Annotated in this window: 19 protein-coding genes; 7 read left to right on the plus strand and 12 right to left on the minus strand. The window is 56.1% G+C overall.

Going from position 1 to position 26,238, the window contains the following annotated elements; all coding sequences use genetic code 11:
• The first annotated feature begins 94 nt into the window (after window positions 1-94).
• From ABD851_RS02605 to ABD851_RS02615, 3 genes are all read left to right on the plus strand, one after another.
• The gene (locus ABD851_RS02605; protein ID WP_344974882.1) at window positions 95-1,411 is read left to right on the plus strand and encodes an MFS transporter; all 1,317 of its coding nucleotides are present in this window, start codon (window positions 95-97) and stop codon (window positions 1,409-1,411) included.
• A gap of 110 nt (window positions 1,412-1,521) precedes the next feature.
• Window positions 1,522-4,506: a SusC/RagA family TonB-linked outer membrane protein gene (locus tag ABD851_RS02610; protein WP_344974885.1), complete on the plus strand. Its 2,985-nt coding sequence runs from the start codon at window positions 1,522-1,524 to the stop codon at window positions 4,504-4,506.
• A gap of 48 nt (window positions 4,507-4,554) precedes the next feature.
• Window positions 4,555-6,207, plus strand: a complete 1,653-nt coding sequence (locus tag ABD851_RS02615) for a RagB/SusD family nutrient uptake outer membrane protein (RefSeq protein ID WP_344974888.1) — start codon at window positions 4,555-4,557, stop codon at window positions 6,205-6,207.
• Here ABD851_RS02615 and ABD851_RS02620 read toward each other — a convergent pair.
• The 10 genes from ABD851_RS02620 to ABD851_RS02665 all read right to left on the minus strand — a co-directional run bounded on the left by ABD851_RS02620 (window position 6,204) and on the right by ABD851_RS02665 (window position 19,656).
• Window positions 6,204-6,938: a 6-phosphogluconolactonase gene (locus ABD851_RS02620; RefSeq protein WP_344974891.1), complete on the minus strand. Its 735-nt coding sequence runs from the start codon at window positions 6,936-6,938 to the stop codon at window positions 6,204-6,206. The genes ABD851_RS02615 and ABD851_RS02620 overlap by 4 nt on opposite strands.
• A gap of 17 nt (window positions 6,939-6,955) precedes the next feature.
• A complete protein-coding gene (locus tag ABD851_RS02625; protein WP_344974894.1) occupies window positions 6,956-7,807 on the minus strand; it encodes an ROK family protein in 852 nt (283 codons plus the stop codon).
• Window positions 7,804-9,069, minus strand: a complete 1,266-nt coding sequence (locus ABD851_RS02630; RefSeq protein ID WP_344974897.1) for a sugar MFS transporter — start codon at window positions 9,067-9,069, stop codon at window positions 7,804-7,806. Before ABD851_RS02630 ends, ABD851_RS02625 begins: the two co-directional genes overlap by 4 nt.
• Window positions 9,070-9,092: 23 nt before the next feature.
• Window positions 9,093-10,604 carry a Gfo/Idh/MocA family protein gene (locus ABD851_RS02635; protein WP_344974900.1) on the minus strand — a complete coding sequence of 504 codons (1,512 nt, stop codon included), beginning with the start codon at window positions 10,602-10,604 and terminating at the stop codon, window positions 9,093-9,095.
• 18 nt (window positions 10,605-10,622) lie between these two features.
• The gene (locus tag ABD851_RS02640) at window positions 10,623-11,327 is read right to left on the minus strand and encodes a 3-keto-disaccharide hydrolase (protein WP_344974903.1); all 705 of its coding nucleotides are present in this window, start codon (window positions 11,325-11,327) and stop codon (window positions 10,623-10,625) included.
• A 204-nt stretch (window positions 11,328-11,531) separates the two neighbouring features.
• Window positions 11,532-13,214 (minus strand): FAD-dependent oxidoreductase, encoded by a 1,683-nt coding sequence (locus tag ABD851_RS02645; protein WP_344974910.1) that lies wholly within the window; start codon window positions 13,212-13,214, stop codon window positions 11,532-11,534.
• A 243-nt stretch (window positions 13,215-13,457) separates the two neighbouring features.
• The gene (gene rhaT / locus ABD851_RS02650) at window positions 13,458-14,513 is read right to left on the minus strand and encodes an L-rhamnose/proton symporter RhaT (protein ID WP_344974913.1); all 1,056 of its coding nucleotides are present in this window, start codon (window positions 14,511-14,513) and stop codon (window positions 13,458-13,460) included.
• Window positions 14,514-14,581: 68 nt separating this feature from the next.
• Complete coding sequence (locus tag ABD851_RS02655; protein ID WP_344974918.1) at window positions 14,582-16,006, minus strand: FGGY-family carbohydrate kinase; 1,425 nt, start codon at window positions 16,004-16,006, stop codon at window positions 14,582-14,584.
• Window positions 16,007-16,032: 26 nt separating this feature from the next.
• Complete coding sequence (locus ABD851_RS02660) at window positions 16,033-17,316, minus strand: sugar isomerase (RefSeq protein ID WP_344974921.1); 1,284 nt, start codon at window positions 17,314-17,316, stop codon at window positions 16,033-16,035.
• Between the two features lie 219 nt (window positions 17,317-17,535).
• A complete protein-coding gene (locus ABD851_RS02665) occupies window positions 17,536-19,656 on the minus strand; it encodes a bifunctional aldolase/short-chain dehydrogenase (protein ID WP_344974924.1) in 2,121 nt (706 codons plus the stop codon).
• Window positions 19,657-20,008: 352 nt separating this feature from the next.
• Between ABD851_RS02665 and ABD851_RS02670 the strand changes: the two genes are divergently transcribed.
• Window positions 20,009-21,031, plus strand: a complete 1,023-nt coding sequence (locus ABD851_RS02670) for a GntR family transcriptional regulator (protein ID WP_344974927.1) — start codon at window positions 20,009-20,011, stop codon at window positions 21,029-21,031.
• Between the two features lie 147 nt (window positions 21,032-21,178).
• Here ABD851_RS02670 and ABD851_RS02675 read toward each other — a convergent pair whose 3' ends face one another.
• Together ABD851_RS02675 and ABD851_RS02680 are read right to left on the minus strand one after the other, a co-directional pair.
• Window positions 21,179-21,973: a DUF4350 domain-containing protein gene (locus tag ABD851_RS02675; RefSeq protein ID WP_344974930.1), complete on the minus strand. Its 795-nt coding sequence runs from the start codon at window positions 21,971-21,973 to the stop codon at window positions 21,179-21,181.
• A gap of 38 nt (window positions 21,974-22,011) precedes the next feature.
• Window positions 22,012-22,884: an aldose 1-epimerase family protein gene (locus tag ABD851_RS02680; protein ID WP_344974933.1), complete on the minus strand. Its 873-nt coding sequence runs from the start codon at window positions 22,882-22,884 to the stop codon at window positions 22,012-22,014.
• A 97-nt stretch (window positions 22,885-22,981) separates the two neighbouring features.
• Between ABD851_RS02680 and ABD851_RS02685 the strand changes: the two genes are divergently transcribed.
• From ABD851_RS02685 to ABD851_RS02695, 3 genes are all read left to right on the plus strand, one after another.
• Window positions 22,982-24,049, plus strand: coding sequence for a PA0069 family radical SAM protein (locus ABD851_RS02685; protein ID WP_344974936.1), 1,068 nt, complete (start codon window positions 22,982-22,984; stop codon window positions 24,047-24,049).
• A gap of 43 nt (window positions 24,050-24,092) precedes the next feature.
• Window positions 24,093-25,007, plus strand: a complete 915-nt coding sequence (locus ABD851_RS02690) for an SMP-30/gluconolactonase/LRE family protein (protein ID WP_344974939.1) — start codon at window positions 24,093-24,095, stop codon at window positions 25,005-25,007.
• Window positions 25,008-25,083: 76 nt separating this feature from the next.
• Complete coding sequence (locus ABD851_RS02695; protein ID WP_344974942.1) at window positions 25,084-26,226, plus strand: glycerate kinase family protein; 1,143 nt, start codon at window positions 25,084-25,086, stop codon at window positions 26,224-26,226.
• Window positions 26,227-26,238: the final 12 nt, after the last annotated feature.

The raw sequence follows: 26,238 nt of genomic DNA on the forward strand, positions 1-26,238 counted from the left end.
AATAAATAACAAGCCTGAGGACTCCCGGCTTGCCGCTCATCCCATCCTGCGCCGGAATAGGATATAAATCTTATTTTTAAAATACCATCTTTTTATGCGCGACAACACCTCAATACCCAGGCTCTCCGGCCGCAGCATCTGGAACATGAGCGCCGGTTTCCTGGGCATACAGTTCGGATTCGCCCTGCAGAACGGAAATGCCTCCCGCATGCTCCAGACCTTTGGCGCGGGTGTGGAGCACCTGGGGCTGTTCTGGCTGGCCGCGCCGCTGGCGGGGATGCTGGTGCAGCCGCTGATCGGCCATTACAGCGACCGTACCTGGTGCCGGCTGGGACGCCGCAGCCCTTACTTCCTGGGTGGTGCGTTGCTGACGGCGCTGGCGCTGGTGCTGCTGCCGCATGCGGACGTGCTGACCGTCCTGCTGCCGCCTGTGCTGGTCGGCGCCGGCATGCTGATGATCATGGATGCCTCCATCAATGTGGCGATGGAGCCATTCCGCTCGCTGGTCGCCGACAAGCTACCGGATGAACAACGAAGCCGGGGATTTTCCGTGCAGACCTTCCTGATCGGCGCCGGCGCAGTAGCCGGATCCTGCTTGCCTTACGTGCTGGGCGAGTACCTGGGGCTGTCCAAGACCGCCGCCCCGGGCAAGGTGCCGCAGAATGTGGTCTGGTCTTTTTATACCGGTGCCCTGGTGCTGGCCGTCAGCATCCTCTGGACCGTGGTCACTACCCGGGAATATCCCCCGGGCCGGTATGCCGTTCCGGCAAAGCCGTCTGCCGGGGGTATAGGAGCCATCTGGCAGGATTTTCTGCACATGCCCCCCAAAATGCGGCAGCTGGGTTTGGTACAGTTCTTCTCATGGTTTGCCCTGTTTTCCCTCTGGGTGTTTGCGACCCCGGCGATTGCCGTCCGTGTCTACGGTACGCTTCCCGGCGATACCGCTTCGGAAAGCTATGCGGATGCTGCCAACTGGGTGGGTATCCTTTTCGGTATCTATAACGGTGTTTCTGCCCTGTATGCCTTATGTCTGCCGGCGATTGCGCGCGCTGCCGGCCGCAGCGCCGCCCATGCCCTCTCTTTAACGGCCGGGGGCATCGCGCTGATCTCCATTTACTTTATCCGCGACCCGCTGCTGCTGATCCTGCCCATGGCGGGCGTCGGGCTCGCGTGGGGCAGCATTCTCTCCATGCCCTATGCCATGCTGGCCAATACCATCCCGCCCCATAAGATGGGTGTGTACATGGGCATCTTCAATTTCTTTATCACCTTCCCCCAGCTGGTGAACGGTCTGCTCGAAGGGATCATTGTCCGGTATGTCTATCACGGACAGGTGATCTATGCCCTCGTGCTGGCCGGCGTCTTTATGATCCTCGCGGCACTGGCCGTTCTGCGCCTGAAAGAAGGGTAGATAAAAAAGTTTAGATTTTTTCCGGCTTTATGTTTAATTTGTGTATTGGATACATAAAATAAAGTATCCGGTCCAAACCAAAATCTATAACCAAAATCTACTCCGCTCTGATGAAAAATCTGCCATACAGGCTTTGCTGCCTGTTATCTTCCTGCCTTTTACTTTCCTTATCTCCCGCCGCCGCCCAGCAGGTCACCGTCACCGGCGTGGTGACCGATTCGCTGGGGGCTGCTCCGTTATCCGGGGTAACCGTTCATATCAAAGGCAGCACCACCGGCACGGGTACGGATGCTGCAGGAAAGTACAGCCTGCCAGCGCCGGCAAATGCCGTGCTGGTATTTTCTTATGTGGGATACCGCACCAAAGAGGTGCCGGTAAACGGTAAAAGCGTGCTGAATGTCAGCCTGTCTTCTTCCACCTCGCAGCTCCAGCAGCTGGTGGTGGTCGGATATGGCACGCAGAAAGCGCGTGATGTGAGCGCAGCGATCACCAGCATTTCAACAAAGGATTTCAACAAAGGCATTGTCACCAATCCGGTACAGCAGATACAGGGCAAGGTGGCGGGTCTGACCATTACCGCTCCGGGCGGAGACCCCAATGCCAGTCCCATCATCCGGCTGCGGGGCCAGGCTTCCCTGACCGGAGGGCAGACCCCGCTCGTGGTGGTGGACGGGGTGCCGCTGGACGATCCCGCCCAGGTAGCCAACATCCCTCCCGGGGATATTGCGTCCTACGATGTGCTGAAAGATGCATCGGCAACCGCCATCTACGGATCGCGCGGGGCCAACGGCGTGATCATCATCAATACCAAAAAAGGCATGGCCGGCAACCCCGTGGTGACCTATTCCGGCTATATCGGTATCGACCGGGTGGCCAAGCACTGGGACATGCTTGATGCCGCCGCATGGAAGGATGCAGCGCGTTCTATCGGCACTCCGGAAAGCACGATAGAAACCTATGATCATGATGCGGATGTGGACTGGCAGAAGGCTATTGAGCAAACGGCGTTTACCAACAACCATACCCTGTCGGTCTCCGGGGGCACCGAACACTTTACCTACCACGGCTCGGTGAACTATATCAACCAGGAAGGCGCTATCATCAATACGGGCAGGAATGCGGTGGGGCTGAACTTCAGCGCCAACCAGAAAGCGCTGGACGATAGACTGAATATCCAGATCGGCATTATCAGCACCCAGACCAACCGGAAATATGCGGATTACAATATCTTTACCTACATCGCCAGCACACCCCCTGTTTATCCCGTTTACAACAAAGACGGCAGCTACTTTGCCTTCCAGGATTTTGAACAGGCCAATGCCGTGGAGCACCAGATGCGTCAGCTGAATACGGGAAAAGAACGGCTCACCATCATGACCGGCACCATCGACTATGACCTTATCCCGTCCCTGAAGATCGGAGCTACCGGCTCGCTGAGCTATTTTAACAACCAGACCGGCTTCTTCCAGCCTTCTTACCCTATTGAAAACAACTTCAATAACGGTAACCAATATACGGAGGACCGGAATTCCAAAAAGGGAAACCTGCATATCAATTACAATCAGACCTGGGGCAAAAGCAACTTTGCCGCCACCCTGGTGCATGAATACAACGACTTTATATACGATAATTTCAAGGCCTCGGGGCAGCAGTTCCTCGCGGAGATAAACCAGAACAATTCCCTGGAGAACGGCAATCCGGCTTATAACGAGATCAACTCCTACAAGGAAGAGTATGAGCTGGCCTCCTTCCTGGGGAGGGTCACCTATAACTACAATGAAAAATACTATATCGAAGCCAGCTTCCGGCGAGACGGCTCCTCCAAGTTCGGCAGCCATAACCGCTGGGGTAACTTCCCTTCCGTCTCTGCCGCATGGCGCATCAGCGGGGAAAGCTTTATGGAAAATGTTTCCTGGGTCAGCGATCTTAAGATCAAGGCTGGGTACGGGGTTACCGGTAACCAGGATGCGATTGACGCCTACCGCTCCCAGCAGCTGCTGGGCAGCGTAGGCCGCTATTATGATCAGGCCAACCAACGCTATCCCCTGGCCTATGCCCCTTCCCAGAATCCCAACGAAGATCTGAAATGGGAAGAAAAGCACGGCATGAACGTGGGCCTTGATTTTTCCCTGTTCAATAACCGGCTTGGCGGGGACATCAACGTGTTTCACGATAAGACCAAAAACCTGCTGTATGATTATACCGTGCCGGTTCCGCCTTATTATGTCAATACCATCCTGGCCAATGTGGGCGATCTGACCAACAAGGGCATCGAAATAGCCCTGAACGGTGATATCGTCAAGGGGCAGCATTTCACCTGGTCGGCCAACGGGCAGATTACCTTTATAAAAACCACGGTGGACAACCTGTCCGGTACCTATGCCGGCAACGAGCTGACCACGGATGACATCCCGGGCGGCACCGCTGCAGGACGCGGACTGAGCGACAACCCCATCACCTATCTGAAAGTCGGCTATTCCCCCTATGTATTCTTCCTGCCGCATTTCGTAGGCGTGGATGACGACGGCAACCAGCTGTTTGATGACGGAAAAGGCGGACAGGTGACCCAGGGTGATCTTGACCAGAGCATGTACCGTTATACCGACCCGGCTGCAAAGTTTAATTACGGGTTCGGCAGCACCCTTACGTATGATCAATGGGGGCTGAACTTTTTCCTGAGGGGCGTGAGCGGTCAGAAGATATTTGATGATACCCGCATGCTGATCAGCAACATCAACCGGCTTCCCGGTAACAACGTTATCGGGGAGGCCCTGACCAACGGCATCAAGGACGCCCAGGTAGCCTCCGACCTGTGGCTGGAAAAAGCCTCCTATCTGCGCATGGATAATATCACCCTGTCTTATACCTTTAGCCACATATCCGCCTTGCAGAGCCTGCAGCTGTATGTTTCCGCAAACAATCTTTTTGTGATCACCCCCTATAAAGGTCTGGACCCGGAGATCAGGATCACCGGAGACGACCTGAACCATACCGATGTAACAAATCAGGCTTATATCGATGCCAATTACGGGAGCGATGGCTATTATCCCAAAACACGATCGTTTTCCTTTGGGGTGAATGTCTCGTTCAAATAACCGGTACCCGTTTTTATGTTATCCGTTTATCCATTTAATTTCTTTACTATGAAATCACAGCTTTTTTATAAAACCATCGTCATGCTGTCTTTTGCGGCTTTGGCATTCCCTTCCTGTACCAGGCTCGACCAGCATGTATACAGTGTGGTCCCCAACGGTAATTTCTGGCAGACGCCGGAAGAGATTGCGGCGGGAATAGCTCCCGCTTACCAGGCGCTGACGGCTATTCCCGACGGCAGCGTCTTTAACATCAGCGAAGTGAGCTCGGATGAATGCATTGTACCCACCCGGGGAAGCGACTGGTACGACGGGGGTGAATGGCAGCAGCTCTGGCTGCATACCTGGACGGCCCAAAGCGGCCAGCTGAACAATGCCTGGAACGATATTTACAACGGCATCGGTAAGATCAACTTTGCGCTGTCCCAGGTGGACAGTCTTCCCGAGCCGCCGGAGAATCTGGCGGGCATCGATGCGGAGTTAAAAACGCTGCGGGCCTATTATTATTTCCTGGCCATGGACCTGTTTGGCAATGTGCCCCTGGTGACCAGCTTTAATACAGACCCGAACTCCGTAACCAACGTCCCCAGAGCGGATGTATTTGACTTCATAGAAAAAGAGCTGAAAGATAACCTGGACCTGCTTCCTGTGGATGTGAGCGGCAGCACCTACGGCCGCGTTACCAAATGGATGGCCTTTGCGCTGTTGGGTAAGCTGTACCTGAACGCCCAGGTGTATACGGGAAAGGCGCGCTGGGCGGATTGTATGGCCATGTGCGATTCCATTATCGAGTCTGCCGGCTACACCCTGATGGCGGATTATTTTGATAATTTCTCTACGGATAATGAAAAATCTACCGAAAACATTTTTGTAGTGCCGTTTGACCGGATAAATATAAGCGGGAACGGTTGGGAGATGAACACCTTGCATTATCAGAACAACGTCAACTTCGGCCTGAGCGGCAGCCCCTATAACGGCTTTTGTACCGCCGCCGCCTTTTACTATTCTTTTGATACGACTTCCGTCTACAGCGCTACCGGTGCAAATACCTACCGCACTTTTAAGGACCAGCGTACCGGCCAGTACCTCGTAGGGCAGCAGTACAGTGCACCCTATCCTTATCCGCCTTATCAGAATATTCTGGTTGGTACCTCTGATCCGGGTATTACGGCGCTGAGCGATCTCCAAACCCAGCTGCCGCTTAAGTTCACCCCCGACGTCGACGTGCTGTCCAATCCGAGCGGGGCATTCCGGCTTGCGGGCGTACGCAACATCAAGTATTTCCCGGAATCGGGAACGGCAGGACAGCAGAGCAACGATATGGTACTTTTTCGGCTGTCCGATATCATGCTGATGAGGGCGGAGTGCGCACTGCGCCTGGGCACGGACCTGAGCGGTGCGCTGGACCTCGTGAACCAGATCCGGGAACGCGCATACAGCGGGGATAATTCCCATGATTGGAAAATGGCCGATCTGACGCTGGACAACATACTGGCCGAACGTGGGCGGGAGCTGGCCTGGGAGGGCTGGAGGAGAAACGACCTCATCCGGTACGAGGTGGCCGGCGGAAAACCGTATTATGGCGCAACCAGGGTGCCGGGCAAAAAAGCCGATCCTTCCGACCGTCATCTTAACATCTTTGCCATACCGGCGCCCCAGATATCGGCCAATCCGAAGCTAAAGCAAAACCCGGGATATAATTAAAAAGCGCGATGCAGCATGCCGGCGGCTCCGGCATCCGTATAAACGGTATAATGCGGATGGCGGCGCAGCAGAGACGCCGGCAGGGCCGGGGTGATTTCCCCCTCGAGCGCCTGCTGCAGGACAGCGGACTTTTTTTCACCGTTTATGAGCAGCAACAACCGGGCGGCTTCCATCAATGTGGCCATGCCCAGCGTAATGCCCTGCGTCAGGGATTGCGGGCGGACAAAATATTTCTGACCTACCTGCGCCGTTACCGGATCGATAACCGATACATGGGAGCGTAAGGAGGCTGGGGTGCCGGGTTCATTCAAACCGATATGGCCGTTCATGCCCAGCCCGAGCACGGCCAGGTCAATGGGTCCGTGTTGCCGGATAAAAGCTTCTACGCGGCTGCATTCTGCTTCCGGGTCTTTTGTCCTGCCGTCAAAAAAGCAACATTGCCCGGGCTGTACCCCCAGGGGACGGATCAGGTCCTCTTCCAGCATATACCGGCAGCTGCCGGGGTCGTCCCCACCCAGCCCTAACCATTCATCCAGTCCCAGAAAATACCAGCCGGAGATGTCCGCCTGGCCCCGGCGGCAGCGCTCCGCAAGGATGCGGTACAATCCTTTGGGGGTATCGCCGGAGGCTACGCAAAACAGGGGACGCTCCCGTAACTGCAGGGCCTGTATCACCTCGTCCGCCGCCTTTTCCGACAGGGAAGCATAGGAATCAAAAACCTGTATCTCCATAAGCAAGATTTTGTCGTTTAGCCGGCAGCGTCATAATACAAGGCGGCGGCGCCGAGTATGCCGCTGTTCTCCAGTGCGGATACCCTGATCTGCAGTTGTCCCGCAGAACGGGGATAAACGAGAGTATGGACGCGTTCCCACATCTTCCCGGAAAAATAGGGCCAGGCCCGGCTCACGGATCCGCCCACGACAATAAGGTCCGGGTCAAAAGTGTACAGTATCGTTTTGATGGCGTTGCCCAGATGAGCGCCCATCTCCGCATACATGGCGATCGCTTCCGGATCGCCCGCCGCCGCTCTTTTAAAGACCGTTTCCCCGTCTGTCCGGTAAACATTTTGGAAAAACTGACCGCAGGCATAGTATTCATAATATTTATCCAGGTATTCTACCATGCCGAATTCCCCGGCTCCGCAGTTGCTGCCTGCATAAAGCTTGTTGCGGATGATGATGCCTGCGCCCAGCCCGGTCCCGATCGTTAATCCGATCAGGGAAGGATGATCTTTACCCGCCCCGAAGTAATGTTCCCCGAGCGCAAAGCAATTGGCATCGTTGTTTACCCATACCGGCACGCCATAGCGTTCTTCCATCCGTTGCTTCAACGGCACCTCCTTCCAGGAAGGGATGTTCTGCACATCATAGACGATACCCCTTTCCACATCTACCACGCTCGGCACGCCGATACCAATGGCTTTTACAGCGCCGCTCACCAGCCGGTCGGCGAGCGCGAACAGCTCCTGCATAACCTCTTCTTCCGTTCCCCTGCTGCTGACCCGGCGCCGTGTAATATCCTGTACGACGGTTTTGTTCACCCGGGCTCCGCGGATATGGGTACCGCCCATGTCGATGCCGACAATGTAGTCCTGTGTCATGTTCCTGAGACCGGCTTCTCCGGCATCTTTTTCCGGATAAGCCGTATTTTTTTATTGGTGATCACCGGCCTTGCCCACCAGCCCACACTGAGGATATATCCCAGGGTAAGGTATAAAAAAAGCATTCCCCAGCGAAGCCCGAGCAGGTCACCCAGCCAACCGATGATCAGGGGCACCAGCGCTCCGCCGGTGATCCCCGTTACCAGTATGCCCGAAAAAGATCCGTGATGTTCCTGCAGGGAATTCAGGGCCAGCGAAAAGATAACGGGATACATCACCGCAGCAAAAAAGCCCATGAGCGAAAAAGCTGCAAGCGACTGGCGGGCCGGTCCGAACAGGGCTATGCTGAGGCATATCAGGGCAAGACAGGTAAAGATGATCAGCACGTGGCGGCTGTCCATTATTTTCAGCAGTAGCAGTCCCGCTACACCTCCGGCCGTCATCAGCCCCCAGAAATAAGCCACCGCTTTGGCGCCCGTTGTCTGCGGATCATATCCGTGGTAGACGGACAAAAACTGGGATATCCAGTTGGCCACGCCCTGCTCCGTACCGACATAGCAAAAGATGCCGATGAAGAACAGGATGACCACCGGGTTTTTAAGCAGCCGGATATGCGTTTGCCAGGGTCCCGCCTTTTCCGCGCTGCTTCGCTCCACCCGGGGGAATTTTGAGCCCGCGATGATGAGGATCATCAGGAGAGAGGTAAGCGCAAAAAGCCAGTACAGGGATATCCAGGGATGTTGCTCAGGTACCAGCGCCGCCGGCAGTGAAGCGCGGCTGCCGGAGTGCTTTAGCCTGAGCACCAGGTAGGAGTAGGTCAGCGGACTGACAAAGGAAGCGAGGCCGAAGACCAGCTGGGCCAGCACCGAGTTAAAAGCATAGTGTTCCTCGCCTCCGGCTATCCGGAGCAGCGGGTTGATCACCACCTGCAGCATCGCCATGCCGCAGCCGATGAGGAAAAGGGACAGCACCGCGGTCAGGTAATTGGGAAAAAATGCCAGCAGCAGGGCCCCCAGGAAAGCCACGGCAAAGCCGGCCATCATGATCTTCTTTTCCCGGTATTTTTCCGCCAGCATACCCGAAGGGATGGACATTACCCCGTAGGCGATAAAAAAGGAAAAAGGCAGTACCGCTACCAGGGTAAGGCTCAGTTTGAACTCCCTGATGATATCGGGTATCAGCGGACCGATGATGTTGGTCAGGAAGGAGATGACAAAAAAGATGAGCAGGATGAGCCCGACGATATAATAGTTTCGTTTCATGAAAGCCGTATGGTAAACCTGCCTTATAGTTTCAATTCATCCCACCCTTTCCGGTAAGTTCTTTTCACAAACTGATTGGCGGCTTCGAAGTTGGTGATCCGCATGTTTTCGCCATCCCATTTATAAGTAATATAGCGGCCGGGCGTATCGTATTCCTCCAGCGTACCGTATACCGGATCTTTCTTTTTTACTTTCTGCCGCAGGTTAAAGCTGCGGATCAGGAGATTCCCCATCAATACCGTTTCGGTGAGGGGGCCGGCATATCCCACAAAAGGAGAATCCACTTCCATATTGCCGTAGCCGGCGATACAGGCATCCACCCATTGCCACCAATGCCCGTCCATGCCGCCTTCCACGCGGGGATATTTCTGAGGGATATGGACATCCCGGTTCCGTGAAAGCGGCAGCAGCCGGGGATGATTGCCGCCCCATCCGCAGGATATCTTCCCTTTTGTGCCGATAAACAGGGAGCCGCCTTCAAAATCATGCTCCTCGGGGGTATCCGCCAGGGCCTCGTTCTCATTTACATCCGGGTCCAGCTCATCCGGCCGGTCGGGGACAAAGCCTCCGTCCATCCAGTAGAGCAGCAGATCGCGGCCGTTCTTTAATTTGAATTTATAGCGGAGCCGGCTGGAAGGGGGAATGCTTTCGGGATAGTCTGCCTCCTTAAAAATGCCTGAGTAAAGGGTAGTGGCGCTGCAGGTTACTTCCGTGGGATAGCCCAGATCGAACAGCTTGAAGGAAGGGCCGATAATATGACAGGCCATGTCGCCCAATGCGCCGGTGCCGAAACGCCACCAACCGCGCCAGTTGAACGGCACCAGGTTGTCGATATAGTCCGTTTGCTCGGCGGTGCCCAGCCAGAGATCCCAGTTGAGCTCCTTCGGTACGGCGGGATGCCTGTCGGGCCAGGGAATGCCCTGGGGCCAGACCGGCCGGTTGGTCCAGTTATACACTTTTTCTATATCGCCGATAAGATCCGCCTCAAACCATTCTTTCAGGATGCGCATGCCGTCGCAGGAAGCGCCCTGGTCGCCCATCTGGGTCACTACCTTGTATTTTTTTGCCGCCTCCGTAAGGATGCGGGCTTCGTAGATGTCGTGGGTCAGCGGTTTCTGAAGATAAAGATGCTTGTTCAGCTGCATGGCGTTCAGTCCCACGATGGCATGGTTATGATCCGGAATGGCTACGGAAACGGCATCAAAATGACTGCTTTCTTTTTCAAACATCTCCCGCCAGTCGTGATAAAATCCGGCCTTGGGAAATTCCTTTCGCCTTGGCGCCGCCATGCGGTCGTCCACATCGCAGAGAAAAGCCATTACCGCATTCTTTTTGGGAGCATTGGCATAATGATGGATATCGTTTTCGGCTTCGCCGCCGCAGCCTACCGCGGCGATATAGAGCTTGTCGCTGGGGGCCGTAAAGCCGCGGCCGCCCAGTACATGCCGCGGCACGATATAGAACCCTGCAGTAGCCAGCGCCGTATCGCGGATGAAGCGTCCCCTGCTGATGGGGCTGTCTTTTTTTATTGTCATGACCGGATGTTTGTATGGTTACAGTTTGCGGATCTTGATGTTGCGGAACCACAGTTTCCCGTTTTCCGTTCCCTGGAAGGAAATGTGACCCTTATGAAAAGCGCTGAAACCGGGCATCTCTGCGAATTTGCTGTGCGCTATCAGCTCCCGCCACTTGTCATCCCAGAGATGGGTATCGATGATCTTGTGTCCGTTCTGGAAAAGCTGCAGATGTCCCCGGTCGGCCTTTACTTCGTATTGGTTCCATTTGCCGCCGGGCGTTACCCATTCGGTATCGGCAGGGATCAGGTCATACAGGTCGCCTGCCCTGCATTTTAAGATGCGGCTGTCCGGACTGCAGGCAAGATCGGCGATCTGCATTTCCGGTCCCGTTTCATAAGTTTCCTTGTACTGCGGATCTTCATGCACAAAAAACATCAGTCCGCTGTTGGCGCAGGGTTCCATCTTCCATTCCACCTTCAGGTCAAAATTTTCAAATGCTTCATCGGTTACCAGGTCCGCATAATCTCGGTAAGTGCTTTGCGCATCTTTGTTCAGCGCAATGGCGCCGTTTTGGACCTGCCACGATTTTCCGGGTTTGTTCTCGAGGTAGGAATGCCAGCCCCGGAGGTCCCTGCCATTAAAAAGCAGCTGCCATCCGGCAGCCTTGTCCTCCGGTGTAAGGGTATTCTGGATCTGACCGTACCCTGCGCGGCTGTGTATGCCGATGATCAGGGTTATCATACAGGGTAAGATAAAATTCCGCATATCGATTCTGGTTTTGCAGGAGAAAGAGTTTACAGGGGCAAGCGCCGCCTTTAACGTGTATAACCTACAAATTACGGAATCTTCCTGAAACGCGGAAGGATATTTATGGAAATGACCCCCTGCCGGTTGGACCGGCTGTAAGGGTGAAAGGGGCTCTATGGGGAGAAGAGATGAGGACGGTTATGCGGCAGGGGCAGCCCGTGCGATCTGCTCCAGGGCAGCGGATAATTGTGCCGCATGATCTCCCAGGTCCGGACCCTTCCAGGCGATGAAGCCATCGGGCCGTACCAGCAGCGCTTCTCCGGCTTCCATACCGGTTTGGCAGCGCCACTGATCTGCCGGGTCGTTGAGCGTTTTGCCGGGACCTATATCGTAGGCGCGGATCGGAAGGTTATTCCGGGTTTTCTGCTGGGCTACCGCCGGTTTCCAGGCATCGATATCGCTGCTGAGCAGCACAAAATCCTTTCCGAAGACATCAAGGATGGAAATACGTTCGCCAAAATATTCCACCCAGACATGCGGAGCTCTTTCTCCGGGTCGTAAGATACCGGTATCGCTGTTGTCTTCCTGCTTTTCCTCATCCAGGATAGCGGCAGAGCAGTATGCATACCGTTCTATGCCGGCCAGCTTTTTAAGTAGCGTTTTTAGCTGCTCGGGTGTTTTTTGGCCGCTGTTCCAGAAGCTTTTTCCCGGAAAAGCTTCTGCTGCCGGCAATCCCCTGGGCCCCGCCAGCCGGCCGGATTGCAAGGCATTGGCAAGACCTACCGGCTGCCGTTCTGCACTGTAGGTCTGCAACAAGGCGGAATCTGCCTGTCCACGCAGCACGGCCGCCAGCTTCCAGGCAAGGTTATGCACATCCTGTATGCCGGTAGCAGCACCTTTTCCGCCGTAAGGGGTCATGACATGCGCGGCGTCTCCGGCCAGAAAAATTCTTCCGTGCTGCATTGCGTCGGCCACCGTTACGGTCGGCTGCCAGGGCAGCACGCTGAGGATACGTATGGGCAGGCCGGGCAACCCGATCAGTTGCTGCAGTATGCCGAGAATGCGTTCTTCGGGAAAGTCTGCCGGACTTTCACCCGCAGCGGGATCATAATACAAATGAAAAACCCATCGATTACTGTTGTTGATGGAGGTCAGCAGACCGGTGCGTCCGGGTTCGTCACAGCGGAGCATGCTGAATTCACGTCCCCGGACAAAGTCGCCCAGGTCCGCCTCGAAATAGATATTAAGCAGCTGGCTTAACGGGCCGCTGCCGCTGGTGACGGCTCCCAGGGCATGCCGTACCGGGCTGCCGGCTCCGTCAGCTGCAATCATATAGTCGGCGCGGATATCTTCTTCTGCTCCGGTCTGCCGGTGGCGCAGCAGCACATCTACGCCGTTGTGGTCCTGGCAGAAGCGGACCATTTCCATCCCGAACAGTAATTCCCCGCCGCGATCCAGTGCGGCTGCCAGCAATACCGGTTCGGCCAGGTCCTGGGTGCAGCGGGCGCCGCTCACAGGGCTCAGTGCCGCCAGCTCTTCCATGCCCGGAAGCTGCAGCGGATGCTCGGGAGCCGGTCCTTCCCGGCGGGGGAGGTCTTTCAATACGGTGAAGAGCGTGCTGCCCGTATGGATACCCCAGGCGCCGGAGAGGGCTTTCCCGGCCTCCCGGATGGCGCTATCCAGCTTCAGCTCGCGGAACAGCTCCATGGTCCGGACGTCAAAGCCTCTGGCGCGCGGATGAATCGAAGTGCTGCAGTGTTTTTCCACAAGCAGGGGGCGGATGCCCTGTTGTAATAAAAAGAGGGAGGCGCTCAGGCCGGTGATGCCGCCCCCGACAATCAGTACCGGTACCCGGCGGCCGGCTGTTTTTTGTCCGTTCATCATATTCTTTTATGCACGACACGGCATTTCTGAGGAAGACTTCGTAGGGTTGAGGCCGTTATAAGTCGTGCCGTATCGGTTGTCTTTGCCGGGCAAATCTATCCCCTTTGCTGGTCTGGCGGCAAGGAGACATCGGTGAAGCGGAAGAAAATTTCGGTAAAGCGGACGGTAGGGGGCTGTGGGAGAAAAAAAGCGGCCCTGCCTGAGGCAGGACCGCCGGAAAAGATATTGAGCTGGCAGAGATTACCCTGCCGCCAGCTTGTTGCCGTATCCGACCAGGAGGATCGAAACAAGGATGGTCAGTATGCCCAGGGTAATGGTGGTGCGGGTCTTTTTATTGACGCCGGTCCATTCCTTCAGCACCAGTCCCCAGACGTTGGCCACCAGGATAATGAAGGCCATATGCAGGATCCAGGAGCTGGCGCCGTTGCCCAGCTTGCTTTCGCCCATCCCGTAAAAGAAAAACTGTAGGAACCAGGTAGTACCGGCCAGCGCTGAAAAAATATAGTTTTTCAGGAGCGGCGCCTCTTTGTCCGTATAATCGCCAAAGGTTTTGTTCCGCGCATTCAGGATAATACACCAGATAAGGTTGGTGCTCAGCCCGCCCCAGAGCAGCACCACATAGATGACGTTGTTCTGGAAAAGGGGGTTGATGCCCCGGCTCACCGCCATCTCGGCCATAGGCGTGCCGGCTTCGATGCCGTAGTTGAAGCAGGCGCTCAGCAATCCCGATATGACGGCTACGATCAGGCCTTTCCCGATGCTGAATTCCTTCTCCCCGGCATCCTTCACGGGATTGTCCTTTTCCTTTAGTATCCCGGCCCGTCCGCAGATGATGATGCCGATCAGGCATACCAGCACGCCGGCGAGCACAAAGCGGCCCCAGGTAGAGCCCAGCATATCCGTAAAGGTGATCTTGCCCGGATGGGGGGAAAGGTTGTAATAAATGGAGGGCAGCAGGGCCCCGCAGACGGAGGTAAGCCCGAGGATGACCGTATTGCCCAGGGACATGCCCAGGTAGCGCACCCCGAGTCCGTAGGTGAGTCCTCCGATGCCCCAGAGTATCCCCATCAGGTAGGTCCATCCCAGCACGCTCGACGGCGTGGCGCTGATGATGTCCGCAAAGCCCGGGATCGTCAGCCAGGCGGCCAGCGGCGGCACGATCAGCCAGGAAAACAATCCCCCGATGATCCAGTAGCTTTCCCAGGCCCATTTTTTTACCTTTTTGAAAGGCATGTAAAAGCTGCCGGAAGCAAAGCCGCCGATAAAGTGGTAAATGACGCCGATGATGACTTGCATATGAGGAAGGATTTATTGCGTGCTTATGGTTCGTTTTGAATACGGAAAAAAGACTGTTGCCGTGATGGTCAGAAAGGCCGGTAGGATGACAGGTCTGCCCGGAGCCGCGGTGCAAACGCTACCAGGGGCGTTACATCTTCCGGCAGGGGACCGTCCTGCCAGCTCTTGTGTACCGCCAGCGCCGCTCCGAGCGCGGAAGCCCTTTTGTTTTCGGCAATGAAGAGCTGCCAGCCGGGCAGGAAGCTGCAAAGCAGCTCCATGAACAGCTCGCTTTGCAGAAAGCCTCCGCTGAGATACAAACGGTTGACCGGCGATTTGTCGGACAGCAGCTTCAGCGATATCTTTTGCAGCCAGGTAAGGTCGAGCATCAGCTTATGATAAGCCGTTTCAAAGCTGCCCATCCTGCCGAGGTCCGGCGCAGGTCCCTGCAGCTCCGGGAAGGGGCCGGTGCCGCCCATCGTTTCGGGATAAAAGGCCGTGCCGGGTCCCTGCAGCGCCAGCGCCTGCTCCAGTGCCGCGGCGTCCGGCTGCACCTCCTTATAGGCGCCTTTTGTCTTTTGAAAGAAAGCCTCCAGCTTCTTTACCTGGTGATCGTATTCGCTGCCCAGGAATACACGGGATGCGGCCACCGGCTGATCTTTATCCAGCAGGTAATACAGACAATCCTTCGTATAGTCGTCAGCGGTAAGGCGGCCCTTAAAGAAGGGATGGAGGGAAATATTCCAGGTGCCGGAGGAAAGCAGGATGAAAGGTTCCTGTGCGGTATAGACAAAAGGCAGCAGGGCGGCGGAGCTGTCGTGCAGCCCGATCCCTACCGGTATGGTTTTGTCTCCGAAGCGTACGTTGTCCGTAACGGTGGGCGCCTCCGGCGCAGGTAGCCGGTCGTCTACCTGCTGATCCCGCACCCAGCTGTGATACCGGTGATGACTGAAATCCCATAAGCCGGTATGGCAGCCGATGCTGGTGATATCGGCATGCGCCCGCCCGCTGAGCAGAAAATTGCCATACTGGGGCAGGTGCAGGCTGTGCCGGATCTTTTCAAACTGTTCCGGCCGGGTATGCTTCAGCCAGTAAAGCTGGATGCCGCTGTTCAGCATGTTGAGGACAGGCGATCCGGTTTCGGAAGAGAAGGTTTCCCGGCCGTTGAACAGCGCGTAGAAGTTGTCCCTGAGCTGCGGGTCCAGCGGTTTCATGTAATCATACAGGGGCGTTACGGGCTGGCCCTGGGCGCCTACATGTACCAGCGAGGCGCCGTGGGCCGAGAAGCTGATGCTGCGGATATCGTACCTGGTATCCTGCAGCGCTTCCCGGAGTACGGTCTGCATCCATTCCCGGATCGCTGCCAGGTCTTCACAAGGATACCCGTCTTCATCCGCAATGTCGGGAATTTTTGTGCTGGATTCTGTTACCACGCCGTACTGCCGGTCGAAAAGCAAGAACTTTTTATGGGTGCGCCCGATATCATAAACGGCGATCACTGGTTGTCCCGTCATACATTTTCTGTTTTAACACGTCCGTATCACAATCCGGTAGCGATGGTTTTTTCCCCGCGGGCGGCAATTAAATTTTTCCGGACCTGCAGCTCCCGGTAGCAATGGATCGGGCTCAGCGCAGCGCCGTCCTGCAGGCGGGCTTCGGCCAGCAGGGGACGCAGGTCGGTGCGGAAGGCATCCTGCAGCGCTTCCTGGGCCAGGACGGGGTCGTTTTCCTCCTGGGCCTGCTGCAGTCCAGGCGTATCCACGATCAGGGCCTGGGCATAGGCCAGCAGGATGGCATCTACGGATTGCAGGAGGTCTTCCAGCGGATCTTTGATATTGTGACTGGCATCGATCATCCAGCCGAGGTCCTGCATAGGACGCTGTTTCCGGCGCATGCCGTCCACCAGCTCGTAGAAAATAAGGAAGAGCTGGTAGGGCTTGATGCTGCCGGTGGTGAGATCGTCGTCGGCAAACTTGGAATCGTTGAAGTGAAAACCGGCCAGCCGGTCTTCGGCCAGCAGGGTGGACACGATCTGCTCAATGTTGGTATTGGGCAGGTGATGGCCCAGGTCTACCAGGGTCCGTGCGCGGTCGCCCAGCTTGTTCACCAGCAGAAAGGAGGTGCCCCAGTCCGGGATCACCGTTGCGTAGAACGCCGGTTCAAAAGGCTTGTATTCCAGGAAGAGCAGGAAATCGTCGGGCATGCCGGCATAAATGCTTTGCAGCGACTCGAGGGTACGCTGCAGGGCGCCCTGCATGTGGTACTGCCCCGGGAAGTTGCTCCCGTCGGACAGCCATACGGACAATACGTTGGTGCCCAGCTCGGCGCCGTAACGGACCACTTCCAGGTTGTGCTCCACGGCTTGCCGCCGCACCTCCTTGTCGGTATGGCAGAGGGAGCCAAAGCGGTAGGAGCGCTGCTGGTCCGGCTGGTCCTGAAAGGTATTGGAATTCACGGCATCAAACCGGAGGTCCAGCTCCGTCGCCAGGGCGCGGATATGCGCAGCGTTATCCGGGATATCCCAGGGAATGTGCAGCGAAATGGCGCCGCTGGAGCGGTTGAGCGCATGCAGCATACCGATATCCATCATCTTTTCTTCGAGGTTGAGCGGTGCGCCTCCGATGGGGAAGCGGCCGAAGCGGGTGCCCCCGGTGCCCAGCGCCCAGCTGGGAATGGCTACCTGGAACTGCCGCAGTTGCTGCAAGGTACTGGCTACATCCACGCCCCTTTCTTCAAGCTGCTGCCGCAGCGCGGTCCATTGTGCCTGATGTTTTTTCAGCTGCGGCTCATTGTGCTGCTGAAGCTGTTCCTTTGTGATTTGCATGTAATGTTGTTTGAAAAGTTTACATCGTTCACAAAGACTTTTAGCGGTCTCCGTGAAGGCTTCGCGTTTATTTCGGGCTTAATATCTTTTAGCGGTCTCAATGAAGGCTTCGCCTTTCCGGTTTCCAATTTCTGGTTTCCGGTGGTCTATAAAGTTTAAGGTCTAAAGTTAATCTGCCTGGGATAGAACCTTAGACTTTAGACCTTAAACGTTAAACTTTTACCGTACGAATGCGGCGGCTACCCCGCCATCTACATTCAGCACGTTGCCCGTGCTCTTGGAAAGCAGCCCACCGGTAAAGACAAACACGGCATTGGCAATGTCTTCCGGCAGGATGGTTTCGTGCAGCAGGGTCCGCTTGGCATAGTATGCCGGCAGCTCTTCCACGCTGATGCCGTACGCCTTGGCGCGTCCTTCGGCCCAGCCTCCGGCCCAGATATTGCTGCCCTGGATCACGGCATCCGGGTTAACGACATTCACCCGGATATGATCTCCGCCCAGCTCGGCGGCCATCAGCCGGCTCATGTGCAGCTGGGCGGCCTTGGCGGCCCCGTAGCCTACGTTGTTCGGGCCGCTGACCAGGGCGTTCTTGCTGACGATGTTTACGATGTCCCCGTCCAGTCCCTGCTTCTTGATAACGGTAACGGCTGCACGTGATACGAGAAACTGACCTTTTACCAATACGTCCTGCAGCAGGTCCCAGTCCTTGAGGGTGGTGTTTTCCAGCGTCTTTGAAATGGAGAGGCCGGCATTGTTAACGATAATGTCTACTCCCCCGAAGGCCAGGATGGCCTCCTTCAGACAGGATTCAATGGTGTCGCCGCGTGTAACGTCGAGGTGTGCGGTGATGAATCCGTCGCGGCTAAAAGCCTTTGTGAACTCTTCCGCCGTCTCCTTAAGTCTTTCGTCATTGATATCGGTCACCACCACGCAGGCGCCTTCGCCGGCCAGCTTTTCCGCGACGGCTTTTCCGATGCCGCCGCCGCTGCCCGTTACCAGGGCTACCTTACCGCTGAGGGGCTTGGGCTTGGGCATCCGCTGCAGCTTGGCCTCTTCCAGGAGCCAGTACTCAATATCAAATGCTTCCTGCAGGGGAAGGGATACATACTCGGAAACCGCTTCCGCCCCCTTCATGACATTGATGGCGTTGGTATAGAATTCAGCGGCTACCCTCGCGGTTTGCTTGTTCTTGGCAAAAGCGAACATACCCACCCCCGGGTAGAGGATGATCACGGGGTTGGGGTCGCGCATGCCGGGGCTGTTGGGATGTTTATGATCTTCGTAATACTGCCGGTAGTACTCCCGGTATCCGTCAAAGGCGGGCTGCAGCTTTTCTTTCAACGCCTGGCTGTCGTTCAGCGCTGCGTCGGGGGAAAGGTCCAGCACCAGGGGGCATATCTTGGTACGGAGGAAGTGATCCGGGCAGCTGGTACCCATCTTCGCCAGCCGCGCCACCTCTTTGCTGTTGATGAACTCCAGCACCCGCTCGTCATCGGTAAAATGACCGACCATACGGGTATAGGAAGAGCAGAAGCCGCGCAGTACGGGGGCCAGCGCCGCCGCCTGCTCCTTTCTTTTTTCCGGCGCGAGGGACTGCATTTTTACCCCTCCGAAAACGGGTTTTTTCTTGCCGAAATTTTCGTGGAGATAGGCCGAATATTTTTCGATCACCTCAAGGGTGTTCACATAGCTTTCATAGGCGGTATCTCCCCAGGTGAAGAGGCCGTGTCCTCCCAGCAGGATACCCTTTATTCCCGGGCTTTCCTCGAGGCAGGCCTGCAGCTTCAGTCCCAGGTCGAATCCGGGTCGCTGCCAGTCTACCCAGCCGATCTGTCCTTCAAAAAGCGCTTCATTGATCTGCTTGCCGTCTTTGCTGGCGGCGATGGCAATGGCTGCATCCGGATGCAGGTGGTCCACATGATTAAAAGGCAGGAAGGCATGCAGCGGAGTATCGATGGAAGGGGCCTTGGAGTCCAGATCATAAATGCAATGATTGAACAGGGCTACCATCTCATCTTCATGCTCGAGGCCGCGGTATATCTTTTTAAGCGCATGGAGGCGGTCCAGGTACAGCCCGGCCAGCCCGTTTCTTTTGAGGGTGCCCAGGTCGCCGCCGGAACCCTTTATATACATTACACGTACGTCCGTTCCCGTTAAGGGGTCTTTTTCCGTTGTTTTACAGCTGGTATTGCCGCCGCCGTAATTGGTCAGCCGCAGGTCTGCACCCAGCAGGTTGGAGCGGTAGAGCAGCAGCGCTACTTCGTCTCCCTGCAGTGATGCCGCTTTGGCGTCATCCCATAAATAGCTGACATATTTGAAATCTTTTGAGGTTAATGCCATATGATCTTATTGTTTGAAATGATGATAATCAGGATTTAATATTTCCAGGTGCAAAATAAGGTTTTGTAACTTGTTCCATATACGGCCGGAGGGCCTTCCGGAGACCGGGACGGGTTCCGGACAGGTATACTGCTGCCGGCAGGCCTGAAGGAAAAAAAGCGCCGGGGCAGCAATGATCGGTGTTTTTTCTCCGGGCATGACGACAGGAACAATGTCGGTTACAGAATAATAATGGTTTTACAAGGGATAAACATACTACAGGATGATAATTCCGGCATCCTGTACTTTCCTGCTCTCCGGCTTTTTTTGTATTTTGGCCGCTTTGCAGCCATTCATGCAGATACCATATTTCATGCATACTTCCTTCGCCATAAAGTTTATTCCCGATACGCCGAAATACCTGTGCGTGGTGGACTCCATCATCGAAGCCATCCGGGACGGTGAGTTGCAGCGCGGGCAGCAGCTGCCCTCCATCAATGAGCTCAGCGAACGGCACCTGCTGGCGCGGGATACGGTGGAGAAAGCCTATAAGGAGCTGCGCCGGCGCGGCATCATTACTTCGGTAAAGGGCAAAGGCTATTTTATCAACCGAGTGGACGTGTACGCGCCGCTCCGGGTACTGCTGGTATTTAACAAGATCAGCAACTATAAAAGGCAGATATATAATGCGTTCGTGCACACCCTGGGTGGCATGGCCAAGGTAGACCTGCATATCCATCATTCCAACGTACAGGTATTTCAGCAGCTGTTGGACAATAATATCGGCGCTTACGACTATTATGTGGTCATGCCGCATTTTTATGAGCGGCAGGAAGAGGTGATCGCGCTGCTTCGCCGGATTCCCGCCCCGCAGCTGCTGCTGCTCGACAAAAAGCTGCCGGAGCTTTGGGACAAGGAAGTAGCGTCGGTTTACCAGGATTTTGAAAAAGATATCTATGCGGCGCTCAACGAGGCTATCGGTCAGCTCCGTAAATACGAGCGCCTTGTATATGTCAATCCCAACCTGGTACCCTATCCTTCCGAAATCCGGAAGGGGTTCGAATATTTCTGCCGGATGAACGACTTTGCCTATTCGGTGCTGGAAGGGATGGATGCGGATACGGCGGTAAAGGCAGGCGATGTGTATGTGGTGATCGAAGAAACGGACCTCGTCAACCTGATCAAGCTGAGCCATATCCGAAAATGGGAGGTGGGCCGGGATATCGGCATCATCTCCTATAATGAGACCCCGCTGAAAGAGATCCTGCTGGAAGGGATCACCGTCATCTCCACCGACCACGAACACATGGGGAAAACCGCCGCCCGTCTTATCCTGGAAAAGCGGCAGGAGCAGATCAAAAATCCCTTTATCCTGATCCGCCGCAATTCCCTGTAAGCATTTACCGTAAAAACGGTATCCGCTCATGTCATTTGATGAGCATCATCTCCGATTATATACACTTTTAGTGAATATAATCACCAGACGTAGGTATGAGAGACGTCTTTTGCCCGGACATCTCCTGTGCGGCGCCGAACATGCCGCTTATTTCCGGTGCACCTGGCTGAGCAGGTAGCCGCTGAGGTTTTCTGCCGCTTTCCGGTTCTCAAAATCCGCTGTCAGGTGGTCGTGATCGATATATTCGTTGTATATCCAGGGATCGCAGATCGCAAAAACAAGCCCTTTGCCTGCATGGTTTTCCGCCGCCAGGGTATGGCCCTGGTAGGTGAGTACCGGCCGGGCAGCACCCGAAAGGGAGAGGGAAGAGGTTTCCTTCATATAGATCTTATGAACTCCCTGGAAAACGGGATGGTCGGGGAATTCCGTAAGGGCTCCCATCTCCCAGTGGCTGCCGGTAACATGGAGCAGGCTCACCGGGTTGAAATGCATGCCGAAGCGGGTGGCCAGTATATTGAAATGGGTGAATTCACAGTTGATGGAATCGTTGGAGAGGAGCACCAGCACACCGCCCCGGCGCACCCATTTTTCAATGGCGTCTGCTTCTGCAGGAGTGATGTAGTGCGGATCGGCAGTTTCCGCCCGGGTATCCGGGTCCACGATGATCAATATATCGAAAGGCCGCAGGTTGTGCTGATCGGGGCTGGCAGTAAGGGAGGCCAGCGTAGCCTGCTTTTGCCTGAAAATGCCGCCCCAGCGGGAGTATCCGCTGGCCAGGGTATCTTCCCAGGTATAATGAAAAGGCTGCCCGGTCTTTTTGTTGATCTCGTGATTATGGTAATTATCCAGCGCCACCACGGCAGGGCGCTGGGCAACGGCGGTCATCGAAGCGGTGAGCATACAGAGGGCGGCAAAGCATCCGGGGATGTTGGGTAATTTCATCGTAATGGTTTCTCTTTAGGCGTATGGTAAAAAACATTTTAAAAACAGGTGACGCTCCAGCTTTTTTCCCATTTTGCGCGGGGACTGAGCCGGATGATGCCTTCTTTTTCCGTAAGCTCCCCGTTATGTCCCGCCGTATCGGCAAGACCGCACCAGGGCTCCAGGCAGATGAAAGGCGCATCCCGGGCGGCCCATATCCCGAGATAGGGGAATCCTCCGAAATCCAGCTGCACGCCCCTTTTTTCTTTTGCAGACAGCAGGCTTACCCTGCGGGACCGCAGCCCTTTCAGCACGATGGCATCCTCGTAGAAAAGGGATTTTTGCAGCGGCAGCCTTGCCGCGTCTTCCAGCAGGGGATGAACTTCTCCCGTAATGAGGCCGTCCTTCCGTAGCCGCCATCTTCCGGCGGTTTCGGGATGCTCGAACTCCAGGTGATAGTCCTCGTACCGGAGACCTTCTTCCAGCGGCAGGGCAAAGGCGGGGTGCCCGCCCACCGAAAAATACAACGGGGCGTCGGCATCCGGGTTGCAGACCTCGTAGGTGACCTGCAGCTTCATGCCGGCCAGGTGGTATCGGATCCGGAGAATAAAATCAAACGGATAGACCTGCCGCGTTTCGGCAGAGCTGTGCAGGACAAAGTTGGCCATGTGGCCCGCCGTTTCCTCAGGGGTAAAAAGGAGATCGCGCGCAAATCCGTGCCGGGGAAGCGTGTATTCCCTGCCGTTATACCGGTAGCGGTCGTTCCGGAGCGCCCCGATTACCGGGAAAAGTACCGGCGAATGCTTTCCCCAGTATGCAGGGTCGCCTTTCCAGAGGTATTCCGTCTGGGTGCCGGTGCCGAACAGACTTTGCAGTTCGGCGCCTTTGGGGTGGATGCGGACCTGCAGCTTTTCATTTCGCAGGGTGATCATGGCCTTCGAGTTTGCGGCAAGGTACGGCAAAATAAAGATTAAGACACCATGGCAAATGCTAATAATTTTAGTATTTTTACTAAAAAAATTAGTAATCATGAAGCCGACGGAAGAAGATCATTATTATCATGGCCGGGGCGCCCAGGTCAACCCGGCCAACAAGTACCTCAAGGGTGAATATGTGCAGGAGCATGCCGAAGGCATTGACGAATGGTGGCAGCCGGACGAGCGTACCGAATACATAGAAGGGCATGCCCGCAGCATTGTGAACAAGGTGGACAGTCCCGATATCGGCATGTGGTATTCCCTGAATCCCTACCAGGGCTGCGAGCATGGCTGCATTTACTGTTATGCCCGCAACGCGCATGAATACTGGGGCTTCAGCGCGGGGATGGATTTTGAGCACAAGATCGTCGTCAAAAAAAACGCGCCCGCCCTGCTTCGCCGCTTCCTGGAGAACAAGAACTGGAAACCGGTACCCATTTCCCTGTCCGGGAATACCGACTGCTACCAGCCCGTGGAGCGGAAGCTGAAGATCACCCGGCAGCTGCTGCAGGTGGCGCTCGAGTACCGGCAGCCGGTGGGGATGATCACCAAAAACGCTTTGGTGCTGCGGGACCGGGATATCCTGGCGGAGCTGGCGCGGCATAACCTCGCCTTCGTATTTGTATCCATTACGGCGATGGATGAAAAGCTCCGCCAGGTGATGGAGCCGCGCACCGCTACCTATAAGCAGCGGCTGCGGGTCCTGAAGGAGCTCAGCGAGGCAGGCGTTCCTACCGGGGTGATGAGCGCGCCGATGATCCCCGGCATCAACGACCAGGAAATGCCGAAGATACTACAAGCTGCGCGGGACAATGGCGCACGCATGGCGGGCTATACCATCGTACGCTGCAACGGCGCGGTGGGTGAGATCTTCCGGGACTGGCTGTTCAAGAACTTTCCGGACCGTGCCGACAAGGTATGGCATCTTATCGAGAGCTGTCATAACGGGCAGGTCAACGACAGCCGCTGGGGGAAACGGATGAAAGGGGAGGGGCTGGTAGCCGGGATGATTGCCCAGCAGTTTCGCATCCATACCCGGCGGCTGGGGCTGAACCAGGAAAAGATCCGGCTGGATACCACCCAGTTTCGCCGTCCCCGTCCCCAGCTGAGCCTTTTCTGAATGCACTTTTTTTGTAATTTTAGGGAAAGCAAATCATACCGTCATGAGCCATCCTGCCACCCTTTGTCTGTCTGCCACCCTGCTGTGGGGCGCCTGTCTTACCGCCTGCAATTCCGCCCCTTCTTCCGGGTCCGCCGGGTCAGAAAGCGATTCTGCCGCTGTCACTGCCGCAGCCCCTGCATCGTCCCCGGAAAAAAAATGGGAGACCGATACGGTGGTCCGCGCGCCCGAATCGGTGCTCTGGGACGCGGGTGAAGGCATCTTCTACGTGTCCGATATCAACGGCGACGGCAGCGCCAGGGACGGGAACGGTTTTATTTCGAAAGTAAGTCCGGACGGCACCGTAAAGCAGCTGCACTGGGCCGACGGGCTGGATGCGCCCAAGGGTCTGGGTATGTATAAGGACGAGGTGTATGCCGCCGATCTGTCCCAGCTGGTGATCCTGGACAAAAAAAGCGGCAAGATCAAAAAGAAGCTGACGCTGCCGGGCGCCACCTTTCTCAACGATATCGCTGTGGATGATGAAGGAAATGTATATGTGTCCGATACCCGCCAGGGTAAGATATACCGGTACCGGGACGGGAAGGCTGAAGTGTTTCTCGGGGGCGACGAAGTAAAGGGCGCCAACGGGTTGCTGGCCGAGAAGGGCAGCCTGTGGATGCTCACCGCCGCCGGCATCAGCCGGTATGACTTTTCCACCAAAAAGACAAGCCTGTTTTCCGACGCGGTAAAAAACGGAGACGGCATTACGCGGGTCAACGACAGCGATCTGATCGTTTCCCAGTGGAAGGGCCTGGTGTATTATGTAAAAGCAGACGGCACGGCGAACCAGATACTGGACCTGCAGGCAGAACATAAAAATACCGCCGATCTCTTTTTTCTGCCGGAGCAGCAGCTGCTGGTCATTCCTACTTTTACGGGCAACACCGTGGCAGCTTATACGGTTTCCGCACCCTGACCGAAGCGTTTGTATTCATGATCGCTGCCGCCGGATCCCTCTCGGGGGAAGTGCGCTCCGAATTTAGTTTATATCCATGCATATCCTCATTGCCACCAATGCGTTCAAGCACAGCCTCAGCGCAGCAGAGGCCGCTCTGGCCATCCGCAAGGGACTGATGCAAAGCCGTCTTACGGGGAAGATAACCGTTTTCCCCGTGGCTGACGGGGGAGACGGCACGATGGAAGCCCTGCTTTTTCATAAGGGGGGTGAGCTGCAGACCGTCCGCAGCGTCAACGCCCAGGGGCATCCCGTTACCGCTTCCTTCGGCTGGATGCCCGGAGAAAAGACGGCGGTGGTCGCCCTCTCGGCGGCGTCGGGTCTTTCCCGGCTGGGTGCGGCCCGGCTCCGGCCGCTGCAATCCGATACCCGGGGTACCGGCCGGCTGATCAAAGCTGCGCTGGACCGGGGCGCCCGCCGCATCCTGATCGGGGTGGGCGGCAGCGCCACCATCGACGGTGGCGCCGGTATCATTCGCGCGCTGGGCGGAAAGTTCAGGGACCGCGCCGGTAAAATGATCCGGCAATTACCGGAGGGATTGCTGCAGCTGGCCCAAATCGACCTCGAAAAGCTGGACAGGCGGCTGGAGAAGGTGGAGCTTGTCGTGCTGTGCGACGTCACTACTCCCTTGCTGGGGCGGGGCAACTGTGTGAAAGTATTCGGTCCTCAGAAGGGAGCGGAGTCCGGAGATATCGTGCTGCTCGAAAAAGCGCTGAAGCGCTACAGCCGTGTCATCCGCTCCTGCTCCGGCAGAGATGTCTCGGCTATGCCCTTTGGCGGTGCGGCCGGCGGTACGGCGGCAGGGCTGAATGGTCTGCTGGGAGCAAGGCTGGTGAATGGCATCGACTATTTTCTTGAACATACCGCCTTTGCCGCCGCTCTGCGACAGGCCGATCTGGTCATTACCGGGGAAGGCAGCCTCGATACGCAAACACTCAGCGGGAAGGCCCCGCTGGGGGTGGCGGATCGCTGTCATGCGGCAGGGTTGCCGGTCATTGCCCTGGCGGGAGCGGTTCCCCTGGCTCCGCCGGGGGTATGGCAGCGGCACTTTGATGCTTTCTTTCCCATTGGTCACGCCCCGGAACCGCTGGACCAGGCCATACGGCATACCCGGGAAAACCTGGCCCGTACGGCCTGTCAGCTGGGGAACCTGATTGCGCAGAAAACAAGCCTGCACTGAGCAAAGCGGTAA

The sequence above is a fragment of the Compostibacter hankyongensis genome (assembly GCF_039541075.1).
In the GTDB taxonomy this organism is placed as follows: Bacteria; Bacteroidota; Bacteroidia; order Chitinophagales; family Chitinophagaceae; genus Compostibacter; species Compostibacter hankyongensis.